Below are 23,761 nucleotides of genomic sequence, written 5' to 3'. Positions count from 1 at the left end.
CCAAACTGGACAAGGACTGGTTAGGTTTCCTTGAGGCCCTGCTCTGTGCAGACTTGGTTTTCATAGGCTTTGTAAGGAACCGGCTCCAGCCAACCCGGAGACTGTTTGATGATTTCGAACTGACCGTCGGATTTGCACTGGCCGATCTTCGGCCACAGGTAAGTGTGCAGTGTGGCTGCGTCCAGCCGGACCTTGCCCTGCGGCGCTGTCAGTTCCACTCCCTTTACCGCTTCGCGGATCTCGGCCGGGTTAATGTCGCTGGGCGCCAGTTTGGACACCGCCTGCTGGAACATTTTGACCTGGAAGTAGCAAGGCTCGGACACGAAGTGCGTCACCTTATCCGCGCCCCAACGCTTCTGATAGGACTCGACGAACTTCTGGTTTTCAGGGCTGTCCCAGACCATGAAGTAGGGAGCTGACGTGAAGTGTCCAGCCGCCGCGTCGCCGCCCATGGCCGCCACTTCGTTTTCCGATGTAGTCAGACTGGCCATTGGCATCTTGGCCGGGTCCAGACCCGCCGCGCGATACTGACGGTGCAGCGCCACCACGGAATCGCCGACGACGGTCGAGAAGATGACGTCGGGCTTTTCGCTGCGGAACTTGTTTACCACCGAAGAGAACTCGGAATGGCCCAAGGGCACGTATTCTTCGTTTACTACTTCCGCTCCGAGTTCCTTCAGAAGCTTCTTGCAGTAGTTGTTTTCTTCCTTCGGGTAAATGTAGTTGGAACCGATCAGATACCAACGTTTCCCGAAGTTCTTGACCAACCAGGGCACGAACTCATCCTGCTGCTGGTTCGGCACGGCGCCTGTGTAGATCACGTTCTTGGAGCACTCGCGACCTTCATAGAGCGTCGGGTACCAGTAAAGGTTTTTGCGCTTCTCAAACACCGGCAGCACTGCCTTGCGGCTGGCAGACGTGTAGGAGCCGAAGACGCTGACGCACTTGTCACTGAGCACCAACTTGCGCGCCTTCTGGGCGAAGGTGGCTGGGTCGGAAGCCGGATCCTCCACAACGGCTTCAATTTGCATGCCGTTGATACCGCCTTGGTCATTAATTTCCTCAATGGCCATGATCGTGGCCTTGTTGAGGGATTCCTCAATGATGCCGGTGGTGCCAGTCAGCGAGAACAGCACACCGACTTTGATCTTTCCGCCCGCGGCATATGCCAACGAGGCGTCCGTGACCCAAATATGCGGGAAACCGGTGGCTGCAACTGCACCGGCTGCGGCCCCGCCCTTCAGTAGTTTGCGCCGAGTGATTTTCATCTTTCTTTCCTCCCAAAAACAAAAAAGCCCCGCCGTCCGCCGCTTGCACGGCCAACAGAGGGGCTACTTCGCCATTCCATTTTTCACGGCTTCTTCGCCGTGTTTCCGGGTCTGGACGCTCCAATTTGCGCCACAAAAAAACCCCACCTCACGTCCCAAACGGACGTTGAGTATGGGGCTCCATCGCCATCAATTTTATGGGCAGCACCGTTGCTGCCGCGGAGTCAACGTCGAAACGTCACTTCCGATGAAATCAAAGCTATCCCAGCAATTCCTGCGAGTCAACGACCGCAGTAGCAACCGCTCCAATCGTCGTGCGCTTCTCCATGGCCAAGCGGCGGAGGTGATGATAGGCCTCGTCTTCGCTCAGACTCTTGCTGTGCATAAGAATTGTCTTCGCACGCTCTACGCTGCGCATGGTTCGCAGATTTTCGTCGAGTTTTTCGATGCGTCTGCGAAGCCGGCGCTCATACATGAAATGTTCGCGTGCGATCATCAGGTTGCACTGCACGGCTTGGATTGTCGCGGGTAGAGTCAACACTGCGTGCGGGGCGCAGGAATGAAGCAGCTTGAAATCAACGGGTAGATTTCCGTGAACGAGAATCACCAGCGCCGCGCCAGGTTCTCCCGGTATCCAGGGCAAGCGCCTGGGAAGGTCGTCGATCAAATCACAGAAAACCACGTCATTCTCGACGGGTATTTGCTCGGGCACCGGCCAAACATGATTGACGCGCGAGCGCAGACTCTGCAATCCCCGAATCAGCCGTTCACCTTCTTCATCACGCTTGGTGATAACGGCAATATCCAGATCCGTCAGCCCCCCATAGACCCCGCTGTCCGTGGTGGACCTTTTCCGAATCTGTCCGCCCCCCGCGCGCCGGCGCATAACAGTTGCCGATTGATCTGGCGTATTCATTGCTTATCCGTACACCAGGGATCGTCCGTAGCCGATCAAATAGGGATCTGCATCAACCCTGGAGCTTGATTCGCGGATAACCTCGAACTGGCCCTGACGGTTGGCCTTCCCGATACGCGTCCAGAGATCAGTATGCGCGCACGACAGGTTGATAGAAATTTTGCCTTGAGGTGCATCGTATTCAGAACCAAGCACCGCGGGACGTAAGGCCTCGGTTTCCAAAGTGTCCACCTGTTCCAGCGCCCTGGCAAAGACGTGAACCTGGAAATAGCTGGCTTCCACGCACATGTTGGTGGGCTGGTCCTGGCCATAGCGTTTTTTGTAAAGCTCAACGAAAGAGGAGTTGCGCGCGCCGCTGATGCCTTCGAAATAGGGCGCCGCGGTAATATGTCCCTCTCCCACATCCGGCCCCATTGCCCCGATCTCGGCTTCGGTTGTGGTCAGGCTTGCGATCGGCATCACCTTGGAATTAAAGCCAGAATCCGCGTATGCCTGGTACAGATGGGTCGTGGAATCCCCGACGACGGTGGAAAAGATAACGTCGGGTGAAGCGCGCCCGATTTCGCGCATCACGGGGAGAAAATCTCGGTCCTTGGCGCGCAAGCTGAGGTATTGCTCACCGACAACCTCACCGCCATTGTTGCGGACAAGTTCGCGCATGATTCGGTTCGACGCCCGAGGGTAAACGTAGTCCGAGCCGATGAAGAAAAACCGCGTCCCGTATGATTCCATGAGAAACCGGCACAATTCTACGCTGTTCTGATTCGGCGCCGCGCCGGTGTAAATGACATTGGGGGAAAACTCGAACCCTTCATACAGGGTTGGGTACCACAGCAGGCCGTTAAGCCGTTCGATGACGGGAAGAACCGCCTTGCGACTGCTCGATGTATAGCAGCCAAACATAGTTGTGACCCCATCTTCGACCATCAGCTTCTTGGCGTATCGGCCGAACGCAGAGGACTCAGATCCCGGATCGTAAACGACCGGCTCAATAGGCCGGCCATTGATACCCCCGGCACTGTTGACCTCGTCGATCGCTGTGAGTGTTCCCCGCAACTGCGTGTCTTCGATCACCTTCATAAATCCGGTTCTCGAAAACAAGACGCCGACACGCCACGGCTCGCCAGTACTTCGCGCTCGCGGCATCAAGTGTTCCTCCCAGAAAGTCGATGGCTTACGGTGCCCCACTTCCATATTGGAGGAAGCGCATCAGCGCAGACGCCATGATTTCGGACTTCATATCCATATCGGTGTCTAAGCCAAACCTCCACGCTCCCTTGAAACAATGATAATCGCTCAAGGAGTAGAGTCAAATACGTGTTCAAGAAAAAGCACAATATCGCTTTGACCCGAGTGATCAAAATCTGGAAGTGACAGAATTTCAGATTGGCATACGCCCACTGACCGTATTGTATCGCAGCAGTTGCAGGTTAGGTGTTTCTGTCACCTTTCTGTTCTAAAGGCGGCCATTTCTATTGGCAGCCATTTGACGACACCCGGAATATAGAAGATGGATCTCGGCGATCTTACTGATGTCCACCGCTCCAGATCACGTGGGTCTCATCAAGCCACTTCTGCGGTACCGGATAGTGATGCAGTCTACCTTTCAGTGTTTTCCGGCCGGAACTGCGTAGCGTCTGACCTTGCCTGGCCCCAAAGGACAATCAATCCCCGTTCGGCCTAACCCTAACGGCCTCAGCGGCTCTGTCACAGGAACGAGCTGGCCGGATCGATGACAGCCCGTTAGCGTTGTCTCATGTCTAAGGTCTCATATGCCCGTCATCATTTTCCACCGAGTGTCATCCGCTATGCCGTCTGGTTATATCTGCGGTTCAACTTGAGTCTCAGGGACGTCGAGGACTTGCTGGCTGAGCGTGGCTTGGACATCTGCTACGAGACCGTCCGCCGTTGGGTCGTGAAATTCGGAACGGCCTACGCCAGGAATTTGCGCCGGCGCCGGCCAACGGCAAATGAGCGATGGCATTTGGATGAAATGTTCGTTTCGATCGGCGGGCACCGGATGTATTTGTGGCGCACTGTCGATGCTGAAGGCGAGGTACTCGACATCTTGCTCCAGCCGCGGCGAGACAAGCGTGCTGCCAAGAAACTGATTCGGAAACTGCTTAGGAAGCAGGGCATTTCACCAACTGCAGTCGTGACTGACAAGCTACGCTCCTATGGCGCGGCGTTGGGAGGTCTCGGACTTAAAGAACGCCACAAGACAGGCGGCCGACTGAACAATCGTGCTGAGAGTTCCCATCAGCCGGTGCGGCGGCGAGAGCGATCGTGGATCGGCTTTAAGCGGCCAGGATCGACGCAACGATTTCTCTCTACCCACGCCGTCGTCTACAACTGGTTCAACCTCCAACGCCACCCCATCTCCAGACGCACACTCAAAACCTTCCGAGATGTGGCATTCACCGAATGGCGGATCGCTACCCAGACTGCGTGAAACAGACCTATTCTCCCGAACCCCTATATTCACTTCGGGAAGATGTGACAGTGCCGCGCTGGCTGAATGGTGTCAGATGACGGCCTAAACTTGGCGGTGCCAGGCAATCCGGAGACTGGTTCGCATTAGACTGACAGCACCCGTCCATGTCATAACGAGCGCAACGTTCTCAACATCGGATCGTGTGATGTCCTCTTCTCTTGCCACTCTCGACGCCCTGCCGTCGATCGTGGATTTCTACGCGAACTACTGGAACAAACGGCCGTTCCTTGTGCGGAACGCCATCGATCAAGCCGTGATGGACGGACTGATCACGCCAGATGAACTTGCGGGACTGTCCATGGAAGAGACCGCGCGCGCACGCATGGTCTCGCGGAAAGACTGGGCCTGCCAATTTGGGCCCTTCACCGAAGAAGATTTCAATACCGCCGGAAAGCCACCTTGGAGCCTGCTCGTCCAAAACGTCGAACAATTCCACCCAGACACTGCCACGTTGTTGCGCGCGTTCAATTTTGCGCCCCGTTGGTTGATGGACGACATCATGGCCAGTTTCTCCACCAAGGGAGGCACCATCGGCGGTCATATCGATAGCTATCACGTCTTTCTTGTCCAAGGCCAAGGCTCACGCCGCTGGACCATTGGTCGTGAACCCGTCATCGATGAAGAGTACATCGACGGCCTCGACCTCAAAATCCTTAAAGACCCCATTGACGGCAATACTGTTGAGGTTACCTCAGGCGACATCCTGTACATCCCCCCCCATTTCGCCCACGAAGGCACCACGCTTGACGACGCGTTGACCTTTTCCGTTGGTTTCCTCGGCCCGAAATTGTCCGAACTTTACGACGCCTATGGTCAGCACCTCGCCGACCACGATGCGCTTGATCACCGCTACGCAGGCGAGGGGTTGAGCGCAGACAGCTCAGGCTTCATCCTCTCCATCGATGCCGTTGAGACGCTGCGCGATCATCTCAGCCACTCGCTCAGTACGCCCGCGTTTTGTGAGTGGCTGGCCTCGTTTTTCACCGGATCAGCCAGTGAAGACACTGCACAGTACAGCAAACGCGACGACACTCTTAGCTTGGCAGCCTTCACAGAAGCTCTGCAGGCAAGGGCCGGTCTGATCAAACCCGCCTACGTAAAATTCGCGCTCATCCCATCGCCCAAGGGCACCTACAGCCTTGGCTTTAATCGTAAAACTTTTGACATCAATGATGACGCCCTGGCCGTCATCTTAAGCCTGATGAAAGAAGATGCCGTCACCACAAATGACACGCCCGCGCTGCTCGATCATCTCGATCTTTTGTTCACGCTCTATAACCACCAGGCGTTGGAATGGCATTGACAACTTAACTACCATGGAACCAAGGACCCACCGACGGGCTTCTGGTTATACAGCCAACGCGACACTTCGCCACTGAGCATGAGCTTCATCGCGGAACTGGCGATTGGTCATTCGTGAAAGAAGGTGACGCTGCGTGTTGAAAAGGTTGTAGACGGCGGCGTGGGTGGACAGAAATCGCTGGGCTGATCCCGGCGACTTGAAGCCCTGCATCTTTCGCTCTCGTTGTCGCACGGATTGATGCGAGTTTTCCGCTCTGTTGTTCTTGTATTGGCCCGTCTCATGGTGTGCTGTCAGATCCAGATCACGGAACGCCGCACCATAAGAACGTAGTTTGTCAGTTGTGATGGTTGTCGGCGCAAATCCTTGCTTCTTTAGGAGTTTGCGCATCAATTTCAGTGCGGCTTTTTTGTTCCGTCGCGCTTGAACCAGAAGTTCCAGGACTTCGCCTTCACTGTCATCGGCCCGCCACAAGTACATTGTCTTGCCCCGGATCGAGACATACATCTCGTCCAAATGCCAGTTGCCGTCTGATCGTGGCCTGCGATGTCGAATCTTTCTGGCATAGGCGACTCCGAACTTCAGAACCCAGCACCGAATGCTCTCGTAGGAGATATCCAAACCCCGTTCGGAGAAAAGGTCCTCCACGTCACGAAAACTTAGCGTCAAACGGCAGCACAGCCAGACCGCATGCTGGATGATCTCTGCTGGAAATCGATGGCGTTTGTACGAAATTTAGTTCATCCGCCGAAGCTACCGCGCCAAGGGCGGTGCAGGTAGGGAGTTAACCTGTCAGTGCCGTAAAGGTGGTTGCGGGGGCTCGCAACGCTTCTTGGCTTACAACCCCTCGCATCACAGTCCCGCTGGTTTTACCGCGACCTAAGGCGGCGTAAAATGAGGCCAGCAGTAGAGGAAGCCGCAATGACGAAAGCAAAGAAGGTTCGCCCGATAATCGAAGCCCTCGCCGAGTGGGCTGTGGACGATGCCTTGGCATCGCACAACAAGGGATTTCGGCAACGGAAGCGACTGCCAAGAGAGCACTACAAGAATAAGCTGGCCGAGGAATCCCCAACCAAGACCAAGGCCAGGAAGCGCAAGAACTAGCGCCCGTCTGACTCACTAACTCACTAGGGCGTGCACTCATAAACGACAATGTGTCGATGACCGCTTTCGGCAGAACCTCGGACATCCACCTGCCGTCTGTGCATGTCGCTGATGTGCCAGGAGCAGATATTTAGCCCGTCCTTTGTGCTTCGTTGTGTCAAAGTAGATCGAAGCGGAGCTGGCGCTAAAAACTGTACAGACATTAGCTGGACATATCAGCCAATCGGGTAACTGTACGTTCTTGCCATCACTGGAAACGTTGCTCTTGTTCGACAAAACCAAAGTTTTCATAAAGTCGGTGAGGAAGGACGTGGATTAAGGAAGAGCAGCTTTCACGTCGATCGTAGTGTCTATAGTGGTCTCTAAGCGATACGGTGCGCCAACGGTATCAATGTGGGCCTTTACCACACGCCCGAAATCCACTTGACGGGTCAGCAGAAAACAGCTTTTCGGAGGATTGATGGAGGACAGGTCCAGCATCATCGTCGCCTTGTCGTTTTTCTGAATGATCTCTGTGAGACCAGAACCGTACTTGCTGACGACGGCTTCGGTATCGACAAGAGGTTCAAGGCCGTGGTAGTTCCAGAGGCCCAGCACTTCCTCTTTTTCTTGGCGCTTACGCCCTCTTACCCTAACTTGGCATTCGACAACAGAAGCGCCATCAATCATCAAGGCGGGAAGCTGAATTTTGGCCGTCAGGTTTGTGTCACGGTCAAAGTAAAGGCTGCCTTCCGCATTCTGTGTTAGCTCTTGGAGGATGAGAAACTCGGGAGATACGTTTGAATCGGAGAGCCGCAGTTTCGGCCAGCCTGTCACAAGGCCCGATTGGGCATAGGAGACGATCAGCTGGAACTCCAACTCTGAGATTTCGAGATAGTTCGTCACCAACTTGGCGGACTTGCCCCAGGTTTCGATCTCCGCATCCGTCATTTCCGACAAGGTTCGGGTGACGATGCCCTTTGCCTTGGCTTTGGCAAGAGCGGGTTGGCCGAAACCCGATAGGGAAACGGCGATAATATCGTCCGCCTGCAAGCTCTCCCTACGACCAATCAATTCTTCGATCCACATAACGTCCTGGGGGTCTTTATGATCACGGCATTCGATGTGGATGATTTTGCCGTCACGTTCGATGATGCCGTCAATCTGTCGCGAACTGCCGGTATCTGGATCGGATATATGCTCATCCCAAGTCACGGTCGCGCCGGTCGGCTCGATTAGTTTGTGAATCCTGACGGCAAGTTGTTCAAGTTCTTTCGAAGTTGAAGTGGGCTTCACGGTAGCGGTTCCTGCTGGCAAACAACTGGGTTCTAACGGGTTGCTTTGTCAAATTCTTCCGCAAGCATAACCGTCAGGACGCGCTTTGTCCTGGCTGGGTCCGAAGGATCGGGAGATTGTTGGCTCAAGTTAGAGTTGCGGTATCCGCTTCGGGTCAAACTGAGACCAAAGCCTTCAAAGGCAGACGTCCGCTCCGCACAGTCGCGATCAAGCCCTTTCGGCATGGCCGTCACGACCGTCACCAACGACGCGTTCCGCACCTTCGTCGACGCCACCGGCTATGTGACCGAGGCCGAGCGCTTTGGCTGGTCCTTCGTCTTCTGGAGCCAAGTTCCCCAAAGCGTCGGCCCCACCCAGGCGGTCAACGAGGTTGAATGGTGGCGTCGGGTCGACGGCGCTTGCTGGTTCGCCCCCAACGGCCCCGACACCGAAGGCGATTGCCTGCCCGATCATCCCGTCGTTCATATCTCGTGGAACGACGCACGGGCTTACGCAAATTGGGTCGGCGGACGGCTTCCGACCAAGGCAGAATGGGAACACGCTGCCCGGGCAGATCAGGGCGACGTCAGGTTTCCTTGGGGCAATGACGAGCCGAATGACACCGCCTTCACCCCCTGCAACATTTGGCAGGGCGATTTTCCGAAAGTGAACACCGCCGCCGACGGGTTTGTCACGACCGCTCCTGCCCGGTCCTTTGAGCCGAACCCCTGGGGGCTCTACAACGTTGTCGGCAATGTCTGGGAATGGAATGCCGGTCCCTATCGGGTGCGGTCGCTAAAACGCTCGGTCAAACAGCGGTTGTCGGGGATGAAAGGTTACAAGCTGTCCAAAGGCGGATCGTTCCTTTGCCACCGCAGCTATTGCTATCGGTATCGCATTGCCGCCCGGTCGGGCTCATCGCCGGACAGCTCAACGACGCACCACGGGTTCCGGGTGGTCTGGTCGGACTAAGCGGTTAGCTGATTTCGGTGTAAAGCGTCTGGAATTGCGCCAACTCTTCGGGGATGCTGTCGATGCCCAGACCCGGACCATTGCCGCACGTCCACATGCCGTCGGCTATTGGCTCTTGCCCATCGAAGAACAATGATCTCAACGGGTTATCGTTGACGTCGACTTCCAGAAGCCCGTCCCCTCCTGCACCAGCCAGCAATTCCGCCGAGGCGGCGATACCGACGCCAGCGCCAAGGAAGTGGGGGAAATACCGGCGACCATTGGCCAGCGCATTTCGGGCCACGGCAAGACATGCAGTAACGCCGCCCCATTTCGCTACGTCGGGTTGGATGACAGACAAAACGCCCGCTTTGATCGCGTGATCAAAGTCGGCTTCGCCGATGATATTCTCGCCCCCTGCCAGCGGTATCGCCGAATTTGCGGCCAAGGTCTGCCACTCGCCCCGGTCCGCGAAGACCGGCAGCGGTTCCTCGAGCCAATGCAGGGGAACGTCAGCGACACCGGTGACGAACTCCTGCGCCTGTTCCAGTGACCAGGCTTGATTCGCATCGCAGGCGATCAGTTCGTGGTCGGCCAATCCCGCGTGAATGTCGTGGACGGCGGCGATATCGGCGTCCAAGTCGAAGCCCACTTTCAGTTTGAACCGTTGGTGCCCGACAGCCCGTGCGCGCGGCATAAGATCGCCCGCCACGGCAATCTGGATGCCACTCGCATAGGCCGGCACGCGGTCGGGCGCGTCGGCACGGATTAGACGCCGCAGCGGCAGGCCCTTGCGTCGTGCGGCCATGTCCCAGACAGCGATGTCGAGCCCGGCAATAACTTGGGCAAAGGGGCCCACCTCGCCGCATTGGACGGCGCGTATTCGTGTCTGGGCGTCAAGCTTGTGGAAGAACCCGGCCGGTGTTTCGGCGCGGGCGCCCAGCACCAGATGTGCGACGTCCATCTCAAGTAGACGCACGCGATGCTCAGCTCCGGCGACGGGCCAGTTGGCCCAGATCTCGCCCCAACCGAAAACACCGTCACGGTCTTCGACCCGCACCAGCACCGCCGGGCGGTCGTGCATCACACCGAAGGATGTGGCGACAGGTCTTTTCGTTGGTGAACGAAAGGCCCAGGCCTGAATGCGGGCAATGTCGATCATGCAAGAAGGTCCATTTCAAGGCGGACAAAGTCACTGCGATAAGTGACGTCCGCAAGATAGATCACCCGATCCTGGCCGTCGCAAATAACGCGTCGGACCTCGACCACAGGGTCGCCGACGGCAAGGCTCAGCAGCCCGGCAGTGTCATAATCACATTTACCAATCGTCAGGGACTGGCGGGCCCGAGCAACGTCGATGTCGTCGGAATCGACCAGCACCGGTAAGGCAAGTTGAGTTCTGAATTCGCCTTCATGGCGGGCGAACAGGTCCTTTTCGAAGTAGATCGAAATAACGCAATAGGTTTCACCATCGCGCGTGTGGGTGCGCCGCAAAAGGTGATAACCCTTGTCAGACAACCCGCCAATTATGGGCGCACCCGGCACTTCGGCGTCACGGTCTTCCAACAGATCAAGTGCGGGTTTGTCACCGCGATAATGGTCGGCCAATGTCGACAAACGCGTGCCAAGATGCAGCCGATCTGGCACAGGTGGCGTCGGCAAAACGGTCGTTCCGCGTCCGCGCCGCGATTCCAACAACCCTTCTTCTTCAAGTATCTTCACGGCTTGCCGCACCGTGATCTTTGCGACTGAATATTCAGTTGAAAGATCTGAAATCGTTGGCAAAAGTTCTCCGGGCATCCAGACGCCGCGGTCGAGATTCTGGCGCAGTATCTCAGCGATCTGAAGATAAAGCGGGGATCGGCTTTGCCGAAGAGTGTCCGTCATGGGGTGCGCTAGCCTCAATAGGTTCTAAAAACCTATATATAGAATTTTTGTTGCAACACCAGCGTAATCCGATTAGTCCTATTAATAGAACTTTTGGGGATGGGCTGCGTGACGGGCTTTGATTACATCATCATCGGATCGGGAACGGCGGGGTCTACGTTGGCCGCCCGCTTATCGGAAGATGAAGCTGCGCGCGTCCTTGTTCTGGAGGGCGGCGGGGCCGATCGGGGGTTCTGGCTGAAGCTACCCGTTGGGTACTACAAGTCGATCTATGATGGCCGCGTGTCGCACCTTTATCGCGGCGAGCAAGACCCCGGCATCGCGGAGCGGCGGATGGATTGCCCGCGTGGGCGGGTGGTCGGCGGATCAAGCTCGATCAACGGATTGATCTATATCCGGGGGCAGCACGCGGACTTCGACGACTGGGCAGCCCTTGGTGCGGACGGGTGGTCGTTCAACGATGTGCTGCCGCATTTCCGGGCTATCGAGACCTATGCCGGGCCGCCGTCGCAATTACGCGGTGCGCACGGGCCTTTGCAGGTCTCGGATCTGCGCAATGACAACCCGGCGTGTAATGACTGGCTGCAAGCGGCGATGGCGCATGGGTTGCCACGGAACAAAGACTTCAACGGTGATGCAGCTTACGGCGTCGGCGCATATCAACTGACCTTGCGCGGGCGGTGGCGCGACAGCGCAGCCACAGCGTTTCTGCATCCGGCCTTGCAGCGACCTAACCTGACGCTTGAGACAAACGCCTATGCGTCGTCGATCATCTTCGACGGCCACCGTGCAACGGGCGTGCGCTATGTCAAGGACGGCGCGACGCATGAGGCTCATGCCGATTGCGAGGTGATCCTTTGCGGCGGTTCGGTCCAGTCGCCGCAGCTTTTACAATTGTCCGGGATCGGGCCTGCGGAGCTGTTGCGCGAGCATGGGTTGATGGTGCGCCATGACGCGCCTGAGGTTGGTGAGAACCTGCAGGACCACTTGCAAATGCGTACGGTCGTCGAGCTGGACGAACGCGGTGACTCGCTGAATGACCATATCCGCAATCCCATCAGCCTTGCAAAGATGGGGCTGGAGTGGCTTGTTCAATCGCGCGGCCCGCTGACTGTCGGCGCAGGTCAGGTGGGAGGCGCGGCCTGCACCAAATACGCCGAGGGCGGGCGGCCCGACCTGCAATTGTTCGTCATGCCGCTGTCTGTCGACAAGCCCGGAAAGCCTCTGCACCGCTATTCTGGTTTCACGACCTCGTTCTGGCAGTGTCACCCAGAAAGTCGCGGCTCAGTTCAGATTGCGGGCACCGATCCCTTTGCCGACCCCCTCATTCGCACCAACTACCTTGCGGCCGAGAAAGACCAAAAAGTCATCGTCGAGGGCGTCCGCCTTGTGCGCGAACTTTATAACCGGCCCGAGTTCCGCCAGCGTTGGCGACGCGAGGTCGTGCCGGGTGCCGAGTGTCAAAGTGACGCTGAGGTGCTGGACGCTGTGCGCCAGATGGCAGGAACAGTCTACCACCTGGTCGGCACGTGCCGAATGGGGAACGACGCACGCGCCGTTGTGGATCCGGCACTGCGCGTGAACGGTGTCGAGAGGCTGCGCGTCGTCGATGCTTCGGTGATGCCAATGATCACATCCGCCAACACCAATGCGCCGACCTACATGATCGCGGAGAAAGCGGCAGCGATGATCCTTGCCGACGCGAATGCAACCTAACTTACAGACAAAACTGGAAAACGCCTATGCCGATTGAAATTCGAAACCCTGCTGCCCCGGACGACATCGTGGCAAGGTATGACGAAACGCCCGCCAGTGCGCTGGATGATCTGGTGGCGCGGGCGCGCGTGGCTCAGGTCAACTGGGCCGCAGCGCCACAGCCGGACCGGGGCGCGAAGGTTGCCAAGTTTGTCGATACCCTAGAGGCGCGGGCCGCCGAGATCGCCCTGTCGATCACGAAGGAAATGGGCAAACCGTTGGCCGAAGCGCGCGGCGAGGTTGCCAAGGCGGTTGGCGAGGCACGCGCGTGCATTGGCCGGGCCAGTGCGCCGATTGGCGAGGTCTTCCCGTCGCAAATTCCAGGAACCGTCGCCTATTCGACACGGCGCCCGCGCGGAGTGATCCTTGGCATCAATCCGTGGAATTTCCCGTTCAGTACACCGATGCGCAAGGCCATTCCGGCACTTGTTTATGGCAATGCAATCATCCTCAAGCCCGCCTCTCTGACGCCGGGAGCTGTTGCCCTGATGGCCGAGATTGCCGCCGAGACCTTGCCTGCAAACCTCGTGCAGGCCGTCATTGGCGGCGGTGCTTTGGGGCAGGCCTTGTCGGAACACGCAAGCGTCGATGCCGTCAGCTTCACCGGCTCGGTCGGTGTCGGCAAGCGGGTCGCCATCGCGGCGGCGGGCCATCTGGCCGAAGTGTCGTTGGAACTTGGCGGCAAGAACCCGGCGATACTGAACGATGCCAGGGATCTTGACAAAGCGCTCGACCAAATCATGGCGGCGGCTTTCGCCGTCTGCGGTCAGCGTTGCACGGCGGTCAGCCGGGTCATTGTGCAGCGCGATCTTGAAGAGGCCGTTGTGGCTGGGCTGGCGGCGCGGGCCGAGCTTATGCAGCCTATGGACGGTGCAATGGATGGCGCGAAGACCGGCCCTTTATCAAGTGCGCAACAGCTTGAAGATGTAGCCGGGTTCGTATCGCGTGCAGTGACGGAAGGCGCAGTCATTGCGGCGGGGGGCAAGAAGCTCGACTCCGACAAGGGCGGATATTTCTATGCGCCGACGATCCTTTCCGGCGTCAACCGGGGCATGGAAGTCGCGCGTGACGAGGTATTCGGCCCAGTCCTGTCGGTGATCGCCTATGACACATTGGACGAGGCCATGAGTGTCGCCAACGACGTCGCCTTCGGCTTGTCCTCATGCCTTTATTCCGAGCGCACGGACGAAGTGGAACGCTTTGTTGCAACAAGCGAAAGCGGCATGATCCATGTTAACGCGGGCAGCTTCCCGGAAAATCATCTGCCGTTTGTCGGCATAAAGGACAGCGCCATGGGCGTCGGCGGTTCGAATGGGCCTTCGACCATCCAATTCTATACCACCGAGCATACTGTTTATCGCCGGGCGGAGGTCTGAAGTCATGACCGACAAACCAAACATCCTCATGATCATGGCTGACCAACTGGCCCCGCAGGCGTTGCCATTCTATGGCAACCGGGTTTGCAAAACCCCGCACCTAGATCGGTTGGCGGCAAACAGCGTGGTCTTCGACAACGCCTATTGCAACTATCCGCTTTGCGTACCATCGCGGACCTCGATGATGTCGGGACGGCTGACGCCTACGATCGAGGCATGGGACAACGCCTGTGATCTGGCGTCCAGTCAGCCGACCATGGCGCATCATCTGCGCCACTTGGGCTATCACACGGTGCTGTCGGGCAAGATGCACTTTATCGGCCCTGATCAGTTGCACGGCTTTGATGAGCGCACGGTGACGGATGTGTATCCGTCGGGGTTTGACTGGGTGGCGGACTGGAAGGCGGGTCCGGCCTTCGTACCTTCGGCGACGGGACTAAATGGTGTTGTTGACGCCGGACCGGCGGCGCGGACCTTGCAGGAGGATTTTGACGAGGAAGTCGCCCATGCCGCCGTACAGACGATCTATGATCTCGCGCGGCGCGGCAATGATGCGGGGCCGTGGTTTCAGGTCGCGTCTTTCACTAGCCCGCACACACCGTTTGTCGCGGATCAACAGTACTGGGACCGCTATGATCCCGACGACATCGACGCGCCGAGGGTTGGTACTTTACCTTTCGACGACCTCGACTATGCATCGCGCGCCCTGTTCTTTGCCCATGGGCGGCACCGGCACCGGGTGACCGAGGATGACCTGCGCCGCGCGAGGCATGGCTACTATGCGATGATCTCGTTCATCGACGACAAGATCAGTGAAATCCTCGCTGCATTGGAGGCTAGCGGTCAAGCTGACAACACTGTCGTCCTCTTCTGCGCTGATCACGGCGAGATGCTGGGCGAGCGTGGCATGTGGTTCAAGCAGAGTTTCCATGAGTGGTCCGCCCGTGTTCCGCTTATGATCTCGGCGCCCGAACGTTATACGCCGCACCGGGTGAAAGACTGTGTGTCACTGGTCGATCTACTTCCGACGCTGGTTGGTATCGGGGGGGGCGAGGTAAGGCTGCCCTGCGATGGCGAAAGCCTTGAACCCGCGCTGATCGGGGGCGCAACTCGCGATCTGGTTGTTTCAGATTACTATGGCATCGGGCCTTGCGTGCCGCACCGGATGGTCCGGCAGGGGCAGTTCAAGCTGATCTATACTCATGGTCACCCGGACCTGTTGTTCGATCTGGACGTGGACCCTGACGAGTTGCAGAACCTTGCGGGCGATCCGGCGCACGCGGACACCCTGGCGCGTTTAAAAACCATCCTGATGGACGGCTGGGATCCGGACGCCATCGACCAACAGATTCGCGTCAGTCAGGCCGAACGGCTGTTTCTGAAGGCGACACCCGGCGATCCTGAGGACTGGGATTTCGTGGCGCGCAAGGGTGACGAGACACGCTATGTGCGGCGTGGATCGGGCGGCGTGGACGGAACCAAGGCAGACCGTCGCCTGCCCCGCGTCGAACCGGCCGAGCCATATTTTCCCGCGTTATCTCAAGAGGATGTAGCCCTGATAATTGCCGGTCAGAAACCGCTGCCGGATTATCTATCGGAGGGGAGATGCGATGATGTCGAGTCTTGATTTCGGACTATCGGCGGGTTTCGCCGAAGGTGTTTCGACGAACACATCAATCGACAGGTCAATTCTATGGCCATTACAAACTACCCGATGGCTAGCAATGGTTCCACCAGCGCGACTCCTGCCAGTCTGCGCCACATGCACCGACGTCTCATGCTAAGCCGCATTCAGGCAGAACCAGGCGTATCACGCGCCGAACTGGCCGGAGGCTTCGGGTTTTCCGAGATGGCGTCGACCCGGATTGCACACGATTTGCTGGCCGCCCGCATCATAGAGGAATTTGACCATCCAGAAGCGGGTGCCGTGCACGAGCTGAAAACCACATTTGGTTATGATCCCGACAGCGGTTCCGGTTGGTGAAAAGCGAGGTCTCGCCCGCCGAGGCAGCGTCGCTGCTGGCATTGCACACGTTCTGCTGTTCCGACCGGCTGGACTTTGAGCATCTGAATAAAAGCGCGTCGGGCTCCGATGAAGGGGCGGCCTATGCATAGCTTGGTATCAGACCGGGCATTGGGCTGGATCATCGGCATCGTGTCGGTGTTGCTGGTCAGCCTGACACTTTACACCGCCTATTTCGGCGTTTTCCCAGATGGGTTGCAGCGCAGCGGTCATCTGCTTTTGGTCATGGCGCTGGTCTATGTCGGCGCGCTCAGAGCATCGTTTGGACCAAACGGTCAAACCACTATGTTGGTGACTCTGCAACGCCTCTGGATTGTGGTTGCCCTTACCCCTGGCGTCATTGCGACCGGGCACCACATTGTGAATTTTAGCGCCATCAACGACCGGTGGGGTGAGATCACCCAGATCGAAATCGTGCTGGCTGTGATTCTGGTAATTGCCCTGTTCGACGCCTGCCGCCGGACAATCGGTTGGCCTATCGTGATCCTCGCCTCGTTTTTCATCGCCTACGGGCTCTTTGGTGCCTACCTACCCGATGGTCTGGCGCATCGAGGCTATTCCCTGAAACGGGTGACGGCGCAGCTTTATCTGGGCGGTGGCGGCATCTTTGGCACGCCCCTTGGTGTCAGCGCCACATTCGTTACCGGCGTCGTTGTGCTGGGTGCGCTTCTGGAGAAAACCGGCGCCGGGCAAGTGCTGATGGACTTCGCAACGGGCCTGACCGGTCGGATGCGCGGCGGGCCTGCCAAGGCAGCCGTAGTCGGCTCTAGCCTGATGGGCATGATTTCGGGCACCGCCGTTGCCAATGTACTGACCACGGGGCCGATCTCCATCCCGCTGATGCGCAAAAGTGGCTATCGCAAGGAAGCTGCGGGCGCGATTGAGGCTGTCGCCTCTACTGGTGGTCAGTTGATGCCGCCGGTGATGGGTGCGGCGGCCTTCATCATGGCCGAGTTCACGGCAACGTCTTACCTGACCATCGCCAAGGCGGCGTTCCTGCCTGCGGTGATCTTTTATGCCGTGCTGCTGGCGATGGTGCATTTCGAGGCGGTCAAACGGAATATACCGTTGCTGCGCGACGCAGACTCGGTCATCGACTGGGCAAGCATCGCCAAACGGTCCTATCTGCTGGCACCTCTGCCGGTCTTTGTCAGCATGTTGCTGAACGGCTATTCGATCATGCTGTCGTCGTTCTGGGCGGTGGCGGCGTCAGTGATCGTCAGCTTCTTCAACCGCTCATCCGCTCAGACACCGCGCCGGATGGTCGAGACAGCGATCACCGCGGCCAATGCTGTCATCCCTGTCGCTTTGGCCTGTGCGGCCGCGGGCATGATCATCGGGATCATCACGTTAACCGGCATCGGGCTAAAGTTTTCGACTCTTGTGGTTCTGCTGTCAGGCGGCCATTTGCCCGTTGCGCTGGTACTGACGATGTTGACTTGCCTGATTCTTGGAATGGGCCTGCCAACGGCAGCGGCCTATATTCTGGTGGCCACACTGGTAGCCCCTGCCCTTGTCGATCTGGGCGTCGGGCTTCTGGCAGCCCACCTGTTCGTACTTTATTCCGCCATGCTCTCGTCGATTACGCCGCCGGTTGCGCTTGCCGCTTATGCAGCGGCTTCGATCTCGCAAGGCAATCCACTGAAGATCGCGGTTCTGGCCTGCCAGTTTGGCATGGGTGCCTTCGCGGTTCCGTATTTCTTTGTCTATGATCCCGCGCTTCTGGCCATCAACGCGACCTGGGTGCAGGTGGTTCTGTCATTTGTCACCGCAATCTCCGGGGGCGTTGCGGCCAGTGTCGCGATGATGGGCTTCTTCGCCTACCGCCTGAGTGTCCTCGAGCGGTTCGGCTTCGCTCTGGCAGCCGTGCTGTTTCTAAGCTCGGACTGGCGGTTTGACGCGCTGGCGGTGCTGATCGCAGCAGCCTTGATCGTCTGGAACCTGCGCAAGGGTGTAGCTCACGAAACAATCACAACAGAAATCGGTTCAGAACCGATCGCATCAACTTCAAAGGGAGAGAAAAAATGAAACTCACACTTAGACATGCACTGTTTGCGGCGGCAACGCTGGTTGCCCCGATGGCCGCACAGGCTGAATTCTTGTCGATCGGGTCCTGCCCGGTCGGGTGCACGGCCTACACATGGTCCGCGGGCATCGCCGATGTCATCAACAAGAACGTTGAAGGCATCGAAGTTACGGCGGAAGAAACCAAAGGCTATGTCGCCAATATCAATCTCTTGCAGGATGGCGAGATCGAAGCCTCTATGGCGACCTCGCTGTCTTCTTATGAAGCATGGGCGGCAACCGGCCCCTATGAGGGCAGCGAGCCCGGCAAAATCCTGTCGTGGATGTCCATCGCCCCGGTCGGCATGCATATCATCGCGCTGGAAGGCGGCCCGATCAATTCGGTCGAGGACCTGAAAGGCAAGCGTGTGGGCATGGGCCAGCCGGGTGGCGTGTCGATGCTGGACGCGAATGCACTGATGGGCATGGTCGCAGGCGAGGACTTTGAGGCCTTTCGCGTCCGTCTTGGCGACATGATCGATATGCTGAGCGACGGCAACATCGACGCAGCCCTTTGGAACGGATCATTCCCGCTGCCACCCGTCATCAAGCTGTCAGCGCAGCGTGATGTGAAACTGATCCCGATCTCTGACGCGTTCTATGCCGACCTCAATGCCAAGTATCCGCCATACTTCCGTCTTTCGATCCCCGGCGGCACTTACGAGGATGTGGCAGGCGATACGCCCACCTATGGTCTTGCAAACGGATTAGTCATTTCCGCCGATGTGTCCGAGGAACGGGTTTATGAAATGACAAAGGCGATCTTTGAAAGCCTTGATGATCTGGCGGGCGTTCATCCTGCCTTTGGCCGCGTGAGCAAGGACACCGTGCTAAACGGATTTGGTGCGCCCCTGCATCCCGGTGCGCTGAAATACTACCGCCAGATTGGCGTGGCCGGCATCGAGGAATTCGTTGCCCGCACCAGCAGATAAAGTGTCACTCTCAAGTCCGTCCGGGCCAATGTCCGGGCGGATATCTTTGCGCAAGGAAAAGCCATGACCCGTCCCAACATCCTCGTCATTCAGGCGGACCAGATGACCGCGCTTTGCCTGTCGGCTTACGGCAAGCCTTATGCGATCACGCCGAACATCGACAAAATGGCCAAGAACGGGACGACTTTTGCCAACAGTTACTGCAGTAACCCGGTCTGCGGCCCCTCGCGCGCCTCGATGATGACGGGGCGTCTGCCATCGGATGTTGGCGTCTTTGACAACGGGGCCGAGTTCCTGCCGTCCGAGCCGACCTATGCCCATTACCTGCGCACGCTTGGCTACAAGACCACGCTGTCGGGCAAGATGCACTTTGTCGGACCAGACCAGCTGCACGGGTTCGAAGAACGCCTGACCACCGACATTTATCCATCCGATTTTGCCTGGACCATGGACTGGGAAAAAACTGACGAGGCCTATGCGCCTTCGGTGATGAGCCTTTTGAGCGTCGTCGAATCCGGCCATTGCGAACGCAACCTGCAATTGGACTATGACGAAGAGGTCTTTATCGCCGCGCGCAAAGAGCTTTATGACCACGCCCGGTCAACCGATGATCGTCCGTTCCTGCTGCATGTGTCGTTCACCCAGCCGCATAACCCGTTTGTTGCGGGCCGCAAGTATTGGGACATGTACGAAGGCCGCGACATTCCCGAACCCGAAGTGCCCTATATCCCCTACGAGGACCGGGACCCGTGGTCGCAACGCTATTTCATGACGATCCGGCAGGACGAGTTTGAGATCACGCCGGAACAGCTTTACAATTCGCGCCGCGCCTATTTCGCGATGGTCACCCATATCGACGAATTGGTCGGCGGGCTGATCGAGACGTTGGAAAGCATCGGGCAACTGGACAACACCTACGTCTTCATGATTTCGGACCACGGCGAAATGCTGGGCGAGCGTGGCATGTGGTTCAAGTTCAACCCATACGAGGCCTCGCTGCGCGTGCCGATGATCATGCAGGGCCCCGGCGTGAAGGCAGGCCACCGGGAAGAGGCGCTAGCCTCACTGATCGATCTGATGCCGACTTTCACCGATATCGCCAGCGGCGGAACCTTTGACGGTTACGCGGCATCCCATGATGGCCGAAGCCTGCTGGATCGCCCCGATCGGAACAGCCGTGACGACCGGGTTTTCATCGAGTCGACCGGTGAAAGCCTTTACGGCCCCGCGTTCATCATGATCGAAGGATCGAAAAAGCTGGTCTATACGCGGACCGATCCCAAGATGTTCTTTGACATGGAAGCGGACCCCCTAGAGCTTACCAACCTGGCGGACGCCCCCGAGCATCAGGCGCAGATCGAAAGGATGTTCGTGGCCATGAAGGAACGATGGGACGAAGAGGGACTTGAGGACCGCATCCGCGCTTCGCAGAAGAAACGGATGTTTGTTCATGGCGCAATGAAACACGGACGGTTCCCGACTTGGGATTTCGGCCCCGACTATGATCCTGGAAAAGTCTATGTCCGTGGCAGCACAGATCCCAGCACAACCGCCACCAAGCAACGCGGACGGTTCCCTTACGTGCCAGTGACACCGCCGCAGTTCCCACGAGAAACCAAAAAGTGAAGCTACTAGGCGGCGGGTGAGTTGCATTTTCTTGCCAGCTTTCGCGCGGAGCGTATTGCTACGCAGGCCAAAAGAGACGGGTGCGTGTGTGAAATCTCGGAAGCGGCCGTATTCTAAGCCGCTACGGCTGCTTAAGTGCCGCTTTGCCCTTTCGTTCCACTTGCGGCATTCGTCACTATGGGCTCATAGCCGACGTTCGCGGCCACGATGGCGACCGGCTGCTTAGGGTCGACCTCAGTCATTGCCCACAGGAATTTCCTGGCAATTCTGCCTCTTCACCCAACTGCTAAAATCGCTCAGAGAAGATGATTACAGCGCCCGGCTGGCTCAATGCTTTGCTATGGAGCCGATTTTATCAGGCACCCGGATCCAAACGTAAACAACAGCCTGCGCCAGCGTAATCAGTAGCAGGGCATAGAAAACCGTTCTGAGACAAGCTTTGCCGGTATGGCCTCGGCTGGTTGTTGGCACCGCAGGTGCATGGGATGCGATAAACCGTCCCTTGAGTTTAGGTGCGAATTCGCGGCCAAAGAGAGCGCTGGAGAGTGGCCGCAGGATTCGTCTATGGTCGCTCCTTTCCCACTTCAGCCGAGATAACCGAGCAGGCGACCTCCTGGAACACTACTTCCGCAAGCGCACGCCCGGGCCGGCGGCATCGTCGGCAGGAATGAACGTAACACCCGCAGCTTCAAGAGCTTTGCGCATCGCGGTCACGTTGTCGGTGACCGGCACCCGTGCACCACGTTCGAACTCAGCTACTGTCGAACGCGCAACACCGGCCGCCGCGGCCAGTTCCTGCTGGGACAAGTTCACTAGGTAGCGAGCAGCACGACATATGTCCGGAGAGATCACCGTTCCGCTTAGAGTCCCCGCGCCTTGTGCCTGCGAAAGAGCACGCCTCGCAGCTTGGTTCGCCCCTCTCCTCTAACCCGAGCAGGTGGCAGCCCCTCAGGAATAATAGGACGCTGACCACGGACAGAAGCCAGAGCCTCGTGGCGGACATCGGAAAATGAGGAGCTTGACACCAAAGGCCCGATTACAGAAACCACCGAAGCCGACATTCGCTGGTAGTGCTGGTTTGACGACATCAAAGTGTCGCCGGAACCCTGATCACATGTCATTTTTCTGGCGTGGAGCTTCTACAAGTGGGCGATCAGGAAGTGCCCGCGCTCAAACAAGGGTGCCAAGGTTCAAGTCACTATTGTCCAGATCGCCTGTCACACTCGTGACCGTCGTGAGCACGGTTTCAAAAACGAGATCGCCATCGCTGTCGAGGGAGACCACCGCGTCCTGATCGCTGCCAGCCTGCTGAATATCCACCCTGGCGCTGCGGTCGGCACCAGCAATGCCGAGGCTATCCAACAGCGCGTCTAGATCGATGAGATCCGAACCCGTGGCATCAAACCCATCGATCACGTCGCCGGCCTCCAGGAGATCTTGATAAGCGAAGATATCGGCGCCGTCGCCACCCTCCAGGGTATCGCTGCCAAGGCCACCGATCAGCGTGTCGTCACCCAAGCCCCCAAGAAGGACATCGTCCCCATCATTGCCGATGATCAGATCCTGGCCCGCCTGTCCGTTCAGGTAGTTGTCTCCATCTGTGCCCGTAACCGTATCGTCGCTGCTCGAAGAAACCATCCCGGCGATCTCCGCCTTTGTCCAGATCGTTCCATCACCAAGCTCGATCGTTTCCAACCCGTAACGGCTATCGCCGAGTTGATTGTCGAGAAGGATGGACCCTGGTAAATCGCCGAAAGTGATCGTCACGTCGAGAGCATCGACTTCGCCTTTGGCGAACATCACATCGCGTGGTGCAAAATCGGCCCCGAGAACCAGCTTATCGCCCAGGTGGCGTGAATACTGGGTGGAGCTGCTGTACTCGAAGATCGTGTCGTTACCGTCACCCAGATTGTAGACGTAGGTGTCGGCATGCCAACTGCCTTCCAGGTAGTCGTCCCCGACGCCGCCAGTCAGGCTGTCGGCGCCCAGCCAGCCGTAGAGGCTGTCGTTCCCTTCACCTCCGTTGATGGTGTCGTTCTCCTGAATGCCGAAGATGTAATCGTCACCGGCCGTCATCGCCTGGGCGTATCCGACATGCGCAAGCTGCGATGATGTCCAGACCGTACCGTCGGCAAAGACGATCTCTTCCACGCCATAGCGGTTGTCGCCGAACTGCTCATTCAACAGGATCGAGCCGGCCGCGCCCTGGAAGCTGATGGTCACATCCTCCCAATCAGCCGCGTTGCGCGTGACGATGACATCGCCAACTGCGATTCCCGGCCCCAGCACCAGCTTATCGCCCAGGTGGCGGGAGTACTGGGTGGAGCTGCTGTACTCGTAGATCGTGTCGTTGCCATCGCCCAGATTGTAGACGTAGGTATCGGCGTGCCAACTGCCCTCCAGGTAATCATCCCCAGCACCGCCGGTCAGGCTGTCAATACCTTCCCAGCCGTAGAGGCTGTCATTCCCCTCGGCCCCGTTGATGGTGTCGTTGCCCTTGACGCCGAAGATGTAATCGTCACCGGCCGTCATCGCCTGGGCGTATCCGACATGCGCAAGCTGTGACGGTGTCCAGACCGTACCGTCGGCAAAGACGATCTCTTCCACGCCATAGCGGTTGTCGCCGAACTGCTCATTCAACAGGATCGAGCCGGCCGCGCCCTGGAAGCTGATGGTCACATCCTCCCAATCAGCCGCGTTGCGCGTGACGATGACATCGCCAACTGCGATTCCCGGCCCCAGCACCAGCTTATCGCCCAGGTGGCGGGAGTACTGGGTGGAGCTGCTGTACTCGTAGATCGTGTCGTTGCC

21 protein-coding genes are annotated in these 23,761 nt (G+C 58.0%); 11 read left to right on the top strand and 10 right to left on the bottom strand.

What is annotated here, in order from left to right; all coding sequences use genetic code 11:
* Positions 1-20 precede the first annotated feature (20 nt).
* The 3 genes from HBA54_RS14905 to HBA54_RS14895 all read right to left on the bottom strand — a co-directional run bounded on the left by HBA54_RS14905 (position 21) and on the right by HBA54_RS14895 (position 3,330).
* Complete coding sequence (locus tag HBA54_RS14905; RefSeq protein ID WP_167225971.1) at positions 21-1,268, bottom strand: transporter substrate-binding domain-containing protein; 1,248 nt, start codon at positions 1,266-1,268, stop codon at positions 21-23.
* Positions 1,269-1,527: 259 nt separating this feature from the next.
* On the bottom strand, positions 1,528-2,184 hold the full coding sequence (locus HBA54_RS14900) for an ANTAR domain-containing response regulator (protein ID WP_167225969.1): 657 nt from the start codon (positions 2,182-2,184) through the stop codon (positions 1,528-1,530).
* A 3-nt stretch (positions 2,185-2,187) separates the two neighbouring features.
* Entirely contained in the window at positions 2,188-3,330 is a 1,143-nt protein-coding gene (locus HBA54_RS14895; RefSeq protein ID WP_167225967.1) for a transporter substrate-binding domain-containing protein, read from the bottom strand.
* A gap of 610 nt (positions 3,331-3,940) precedes the next feature.
* On the opposite strand from HBA54_RS14895, the gene HBA54_RS14890 reads away from it, so the two are divergent.
* Together HBA54_RS14890 and HBA54_RS14885 are read left to right on the top strand one after the other, a co-directional pair.
* Complete coding sequence (locus HBA54_RS14890) at positions 3,941-4,636, top strand: IS6 family transposase (protein WP_167225965.1); 696 nt, start codon at positions 3,941-3,943, stop codon at positions 4,634-4,636.
* Positions 4,637-4,823: 187 nt separating this feature from the next.
* Positions 4,824-5,981, top strand: a complete 1,158-nt coding sequence (locus HBA54_RS14885) for a cupin domain-containing protein (protein ID WP_167225963.1) — start codon at positions 4,824-4,826, stop codon at positions 5,979-5,981.
* Positions 5,982-6,026: 45 nt separating this feature from the next.
* Here HBA54_RS14885 and HBA54_RS14880 read toward each other — a convergent pair whose 3' ends face one another.
* Positions 6,027-6,713 (bottom strand): IS6 family transposase, encoded by a 687-nt coding sequence (locus HBA54_RS14880; RefSeq protein WP_167226231.1) that lies wholly within the window; start codon positions 6,711-6,713, stop codon positions 6,027-6,029.
* A 186-nt stretch (positions 6,714-6,899) separates the two neighbouring features.
* Here HBA54_RS14880 and HBA54_RS14875 point away from each other — a divergent pair, with 186 nt between their 5' ends.
* Positions 6,900-7,082: a hypothetical protein gene (locus HBA54_RS14875; protein WP_167225961.1), complete on the top strand. Its 183-nt coding sequence runs from the start codon at positions 6,900-6,902 to the stop codon at positions 7,080-7,082.
* A gap of 315 nt (positions 7,083-7,397) precedes the next feature.
* Here the strand turns inward: HBA54_RS14875 and HBA54_RS14870 are convergent, their stop codons facing one another.
* Both HBA54_RS14870 and HBA54_RS29885 read right to left on the bottom strand, forming a co-directional pair.
* Positions 7,398-8,357, bottom strand: coding sequence for a restriction endonuclease (locus HBA54_RS14870; protein ID WP_167225959.1), 960 nt, complete (start codon positions 8,355-8,357; stop codon positions 7,398-7,400).
* A 32-nt stretch (positions 8,358-8,389) separates the two neighbouring features.
* A complete protein-coding gene (locus HBA54_RS29885; protein WP_167226228.1) occupies positions 8,390-8,581 on the bottom strand; it encodes a DUF3768 domain-containing protein in 192 nt (63 codons plus the stop codon).
* On the opposite strand from HBA54_RS29885, the gene HBA54_RS14860 reads away from it, so the two are divergent.
* Positions 8,493-9,308, top strand: coding sequence for an SUMF1/EgtB/PvdO family nonheme iron enzyme (locus HBA54_RS14860; RefSeq protein ID WP_277345383.1), 816 nt, complete (start codon positions 8,493-8,495; stop codon positions 9,306-9,308). The genes HBA54_RS29885 and HBA54_RS14860 overlap by 89 nt on opposite strands.
* A 4-nt stretch (positions 9,309-9,312) precedes the next feature.
* Here HBA54_RS14860 and HBA54_RS14855 read toward each other — a convergent pair whose 3' ends face one another.
* Both HBA54_RS14855 and HBA54_RS14850 read right to left on the bottom strand, forming a co-directional pair.
* Positions 9,313-10,449, bottom strand: a complete 1,137-nt coding sequence (locus tag HBA54_RS14855) for a mandelate racemase/muconate lactonizing enzyme family protein (RefSeq protein ID WP_167225955.1) — start codon at positions 10,447-10,449, stop codon at positions 9,313-9,315.
* Positions 10,446-11,174, bottom strand: coding sequence for a GntR family transcriptional regulator (locus tag HBA54_RS14850; RefSeq protein ID WP_167225953.1), 729 nt, complete (start codon positions 11,172-11,174; stop codon positions 10,446-10,448). Before HBA54_RS14850 ends, HBA54_RS14855 begins: the two co-directional genes overlap by 4 nt.
* 108 nt (positions 11,175-11,282) lie before the next feature.
* Here HBA54_RS14850 and HBA54_RS14845 point away from each other — a divergent pair, with 108 nt between their 5' ends.
* The 7 genes from HBA54_RS14845 (at position 11,283) to betC (HBA54_RS14815) (ending at position 20,950) form a co-directional block, all read left to right on the top strand.
* On the top strand, positions 11,283-12,890 hold the full coding sequence (locus HBA54_RS14845; protein ID WP_205944671.1) for a GMC family oxidoreductase: 1,608 nt from the start codon (positions 11,283-11,285) through the stop codon (positions 12,888-12,890).
* A 26-nt stretch (positions 12,891-12,916) separates the two neighbouring features.
* Complete coding sequence (locus HBA54_RS14840) at positions 12,917-14,305, top strand: aldehyde dehydrogenase family protein (protein WP_167225949.1); 1,389 nt, start codon at positions 12,917-12,919, stop codon at positions 14,303-14,305.
* Positions 14,306-14,309: 4 nt separating this feature from the next.
* The gene (betC, locus tag HBA54_RS14835) at positions 14,310-15,932 is read left to right on the top strand and encodes a choline-sulfatase (RefSeq protein WP_167225948.1); all 1,623 of its coding nucleotides are present in this window, start codon (positions 14,310-14,312) and stop codon (positions 15,930-15,932) included.
* A 66-nt stretch (positions 15,933-15,998) separates the two neighbouring features.
* Entirely contained in the window at positions 15,999-16,289 is a 291-nt protein-coding gene (locus tag HBA54_RS14830) for a hypothetical protein (RefSeq protein ID WP_167225946.1), read from the top strand.
* A gap of 123 nt (positions 16,290-16,412) precedes the next feature.
* A complete protein-coding gene (locus HBA54_RS14825; RefSeq protein ID WP_167225944.1) occupies positions 16,413-18,356 on the top strand; it encodes a TRAP transporter permease in 1,944 nt (647 codons plus the stop codon).
* On the top strand, positions 18,353-19,324 hold the full coding sequence (locus HBA54_RS14820; protein WP_167225942.1) for a TAXI family TRAP transporter solute-binding subunit: 972 nt from the start codon (positions 18,353-18,355) through the stop codon (positions 19,322-19,324). Before HBA54_RS14825 ends, HBA54_RS14820 begins: the two co-directional genes overlap by 4 nt.
* A 63-nt stretch (positions 19,325-19,387) precedes the next feature.
* Complete coding sequence (gene betC / locus HBA54_RS14815) at positions 19,388-20,950, top strand: choline-sulfatase (RefSeq protein WP_167225939.1); 1,563 nt, start codon at positions 19,388-19,390, stop codon at positions 20,948-20,950.
* Positions 20,951-21,571: 621 nt separating this feature from the next.
* Here betC (HBA54_RS14815) and HBA54_RS14810 read toward each other — a convergent pair.
* Complete coding sequence (locus tag HBA54_RS14810) at positions 21,572-21,802, bottom strand: helix-turn-helix domain-containing protein (protein WP_167225937.1); 231 nt, start codon at positions 21,800-21,802, stop codon at positions 21,572-21,574.
* Positions 21,803-22,120: 318 nt separating this feature from the next.
* On the bottom strand, positions 22,121-23,761 hold a 1,641-nt coding region (locus tag HBA54_RS14805; RefSeq protein ID WP_277345382.1), incomplete at its 5' end, for a calcium-binding protein.

The sequence above is a fragment of the Pelagibius litoralis genome (assembly GCF_011683915.1).
Taxonomy (GTDB): Bacteria; Pseudomonadota; Alphaproteobacteria; order Kiloniellales; family Kiloniellaceae; genus Pelagibius; species Pelagibius litoralis.
Note: the sequence above shows the minus strand (reverse complement) of the source record. Positions and strands in the feature narration are given on the sequence as shown.